This window comes from Actinomadura sp. BRA 177 (assembly GCF_013372625.1).
Taxonomy (GTDB): Bacteria; Actinomycetota; Actinomycetes; order Streptosporangiales; family Streptosporangiaceae; genus Spirillospora.
Genome location: NZ_JABXFD010000528.1, coordinates 1 through 460 on the forward strand (window position 1 = coordinate 1; position 460 = coordinate 460).

The 460-nt window shown below is 73.5% G+C and carries 1 protein-coding gene; it reads left to right on the forward strand.

All coding sequences use genetic code 11. From position 1 onward, the window contains the following. A partial coding sequence (locus HUX53_RS30165; RefSeq protein ID WP_217920097.1) for a hypothetical protein occupies positions 1–200 on the forward strand: 200 nt, incomplete at its 5' end. Positions 201–460 lie beyond the last annotated feature (260 nt).

A 460-nucleotide genomic window follows, 5' to 3' on the forward strand; every position in this document is an offset into this window, starting at 1 on the left:
AGATCAAGAAGCAGACCGGGGTGCCGTGCGGGACCGGGCTGACCCCCGAGCCCGACTCGAACATGGCGGCCCGGGCGCTGCTGCGGTCGTTCGGCGGCGCCGTCCCGGACCAGAACCAGCAGGTCGGGATCAACGCGGACGCGGCCGTGGCTGCCCGCGAGTACATGGCCAGGCTGTTCAAGGAGGCCGTCACCCCGTAGTTCTTCTCCTTGACGCCGGCGTCCAACAACCAGGCGCTCATCGCCGGCACGCAGCCCCCCAGCCCGACCTCCATCCCCGCACGCAGCACCCCCACTCCACCTGCACTTACGCGCCCCCCGCCAAGGCGCCGGCCGCCAGGCTGTGCGCCCAGTCGCCCCCCCACTCCAGCCCGGCAGGCGCCGGCACGCGCCCGCCGCACACCTGCGCATGCCTCCCAGCACCCCCCACCGACCAACACTACAGCGCCCGCACCCCCCCA